The organism is Streptomyces nanhaiensis, assembly GCF_046614825.1.
Classification (GTDB): domain Bacteria; phylum Actinomycetota; class Actinomycetes; order Streptomycetales; family Streptomycetaceae; genus Streptomyces; species Streptomyces radiopugnans.
Window position 1 is genome coordinate 1 of sequence record NZ_JBKJFM010000288.1, and the last position, 3,210, is coordinate 3,210.

Below are 3,210 nucleotides of genomic sequence, written 5' to 3' on the forward strand. Positions count from 1 at the left end.
CGGCTGCCCCCGCTCGGGGTGCCGGGGCGGGACGCGGCCCGGGGGCGGGCGGGGTCGGGCCGCTCCTGGCGGGCGCCGGGCCCGGACCCGGGACGTTCTTCTGGGGCGCGCTCCTGGGCGCCTCGGCCGCGGGGGCCGGGGGCTTGGGCGCGCCGGGCTTGGGGGCACCCGGGCGGGGTGCGGAGGCACCCGGCTTCGGGGCGCCCGGCTTGGGGGCCGCCTTGCGGGGGGCGGCGGGCTTCGCGGCGGACTTCTTGGCGCCTCCGGCGCCGTTGCCCGCGTCGAACGCGTCGGTCAGCTTGCGTACCACCGGCGCCTCGATCGTCGAGGACGCCGAACGGACGAATTCACCGAGTTCCTGGAGCTTGGCCATGACGACCTTGCTCTCGACTCCAAGCTCCTTGGCGAGCTCGTATACCCGGACCTTAGCCACTTCGCTCCTTACGGTCCGGGGGGATTCTTCCGCCGGACCTTCGCTACTGCATGGGCGTACTCATCGCGTACTCATCGAGTGCTCATCGCAATCTCGACCTACTTCCAACTCGCGAGGTACCTCTCCCGTACGGCGGGGTGCCGTACGGGCCGTCGTGCGTGCTTGCTGTCTTACGGTGTTGCCCGCGGTACTGCCTGCAGCAGCTCCGCGGTATCGAGCGGTCCGCCGGCCCGGAAGGCCCGCTGGAACGCCCGGCGGCGGACCGCCAGGTCGACACAGGTCGGTGCGGGGTGCAGATAAGCGCCCCGGCCGGGCAGCGTACCGCGATGGTCCGGAACGCATCTGTCCCCGACCAGCACCACACGCAGCAGATCGCCCTTGCCCGACCGCTCCCGACAACCCACACAGGTGCGTTCAGGGCATGCGCGGGCGCGCGTCCGGTCAGACACTCTTCAGTCTACCTCCCCGCGCGGATTGCGCCGTTGGCGGGGTCGCCGCGGCGGTACGGACGGTGACAGGCCTCTCAGCCCCTCTCCGCGCCGCTCTCACGGCGTTCCCCGCCGCGTTCCCCGCCCTGCTCGGTGTCCGGGCGGATGTCGATCCGCCAGCCGGTGAGCCGGGCGGCGAGCCGGGCGTTCTGCCCTTCCTTCCCGATCGCCAGCGAGAGCTGGTAGTCGGGCACCGTGACCCTGGCCGACCGGGCCGCGGCGTCCACGACGTCCACCCTGCTCACCCGGGCGGGTGAGAGCGCGTTGGCCACCATCTCCGCCGGATCGTCCGACCAGTCCACGATGTCGATCTTCTCGCCCTGCAGCTCGGCCATCACGTTGCGCACCCGGCCGCCCATCGGGCCGATGCACGCGCCCTTGGCGTTCAGGCCCGGACGGGTGGACCGTACCGCGATCTTGGTGCGGTGCCCGGCCTCGCGTGCGATGGCAGCGATCTCCACCGAGCCGTCCGCGATCTCGGGCACCTCCAGGGCGAAGAGCTTCTTCACCAGATTGGGATGTGTGCGCGAGAGCGTCACCGACGGGCCGCGGACTCCCTTGGCGACCCGCACGACATAGGTGCGCAGCCGGGTGCCGTGCGAGTAGTCCTCGCCGGGCACCTGCTCCTGCGGGGGCAGGATCGCCTCGAGCCTGCCGATGTCAACGAGGACGCTGCGCGGATCCTTCCCCTGCTGGACGACTCCCGCGACGATGTCGCCCTCGCGTCCGGCGTACTCGCCGAGGGTGACCTCCTCCTCGGCGTCCCGCAGGCGCTGCAGGATGACCTGCTTGGCGGTGGTCGCGGCGATCCGGCCGAATCCCGAGGGGGTGTCGTCGAACTCGCGCGGCTCGGCGCCCTCGGGCAGGTCTGCCGGATCCTCCTTGGCCCACACCGTCACATGGCCGGTGGAGCGGTCCAGCTCCACACGGGCCTGGCGGCGGCTTCCCTCGGTGCGGTGGTACGCGATGAGGAGAGCGGCCTCGATCGCCTCGACCAACAGGTCGAAGGAGATCTCCTTCTCCCTCACCAGACCCCGCAGGGCACTCATGTCGATGTCCACGGCTACGCCTCCTCCTGGCTCTCTTCGTCAGAGGCCGCAGCCTGACGCGCCTTCTCGGCCTTCTCGGCGGCCTTGCGGTTGAACTCGATCTCCACCCGGGCCCTGGCGATCTCGGTGTAGGCGAGCCGGCGGGCGGTGGCCTTGCGCCCCTTGACGCCGGGCACCTCCACGTCCACGCCGTCCTCGTCCGCGGCGCCGACGCGGGCGACCAGTTCGCCGCCGCCCGCCTCCTCCGCCAGCTGCGCCCTGACCAGCCTGCCGACGGCGCGGCGGTAGTGCCGCGGCTCGGTCAGCGGGCGGTCGGTGCCGGGTGAGGTGACCTCCAGGACGTACGGGGCGCCGCCCATCACGTCGGTCTCGTCCAGCGCCTGGGACGCCTCGCGGCTCAGCTCCGCGCAGGTGTCGAGCTGCACGCCCTCGTCGGAGTCCACCACGACGCGCAGCACCCGCCTTCTTCCGGCCGGGGTCACTGCGATCTCCTCGAGATCCAGCCCCCTGGCGGTGACGAGCGGCTCCAGCAGTCCTCGCAGCCTCTCGCTCTGGGTGGTGCTCATCCGGGTGACTCCTCGGCCGCGTGTGCTGTTGTGGGAACGTCCAGTCCTGGGGTTACGGGGGTCAAGCCTATCGTCTGCCGCGGGCTGCGCCGACCAGACGGCCGGAGGCGCTGCGCCGGGCGGCCGTCCCCCGCACGGGGCACGCGCGGGGCGCGGCGGTGCCCCGCCGAGGGGGACGGTGCGAACACGGGTACGCTCACACCCGCGGTGATCGCCGCCCGTCCCCCGCGCCGCCGAACCACCTCCCCTGGGAGCGCCCGTGCCGATCGACCCGCGTCCCCGCCGGCGGAGCCTGCTGGCCACCGGTGTGACGGGCGCCGCCGCGCTGCTGCTGACCGGATGCTCGCGGGAGAGGCCGACGGCCGCCGAGCGCAGGCTCGCCTCCGCGGACGAGCGGCTGCGCCGTGCCGCCGCGCGCGGCAGTGCCGCGCTGCTGGCCCGCTACGACCGCACCCTCGCCGCGCACCCGGACCTGGCCGGGCGGCTGGAGCCGCTGCGGGCGGACGTGGCACGGCATGTGAGGGCCTTCGGCGGGACGGAGTCCGGCGGTCCCGGGAGCCCGAAGGCCTCGGGGAGCCCGGGCGGCTCGCCGTCCCCGAAGGCCGCCCGGGGCGCCGGGGCGGGCGTGCCCGCCGACCCCGGGCGCGCGCTGAGCGCCCTCGCGAAAGCCGAAC

General features: G+C 73.7%; 5 protein-coding genes. 1 reads left to right on the plus strand and 4 read right to left on the minus strand.

What is annotated here, in order from left to right; all coding sequences use genetic code 11:
* From ACLIYP_RS29880 to rimP, 4 genes are all read right to left on the minus strand, one after another.
* The coding region (locus tag ACLIYP_RS29880) for a translation initiation factor IF-2 N-terminal domain-containing protein (protein WP_412716207.1) at nucleotides 1–433 on the minus strand (433 nt) is incomplete at its 3' end.
* 170 nt (nucleotides 434–603) lie between these two features.
* Entirely contained in the window at nucleotides 604–882 is a 279-nt protein-coding gene (locus tag ACLIYP_RS29885; protein ID WP_412716208.1) for a YlxR family protein, read from the minus strand.
* A 74-nt stretch (nucleotides 883–956) separates the two neighbouring features.
* Nucleotides 957–1,982 carry a transcription termination factor NusA gene (gene nusA / locus ACLIYP_RS29890; RefSeq protein WP_412716209.1) on the minus strand — a complete coding sequence of 342 codons (1,026 nt, stop codon included), beginning with the start codon at nucleotides 1,980–1,982 and terminating at the stop codon, nucleotides 957–959.
* Between the two features lie 2 nt (nucleotides 1,983–1,984).
* On the minus strand, nucleotides 1,985–2,536 hold the full coding sequence (gene rimP / locus ACLIYP_RS29895; protein WP_412716210.1) for a ribosome maturation factor RimP: 552 nt from the start codon (nucleotides 2,534–2,536) through the stop codon (nucleotides 1,985–1,987).
* 259 nt (nucleotides 2,537–2,795) lie between these two features.
* Here rimP and ACLIYP_RS29900 point away from each other — a divergent pair.
* On the plus strand, nucleotides 2,796–3,210 hold a 415-nt coding region (locus tag ACLIYP_RS29900; RefSeq protein WP_412716211.1), incomplete at its 3' end, for a hypothetical protein.

Coding starts and splice junctions, on each gene's coding strand:
- rimP (WP_412716210.1), bottom strand. CDS start 2,536: ATGAGCACCACCCAGAGCGAGAGGCTGCGAGGACTGCTGGAGCCGCTC.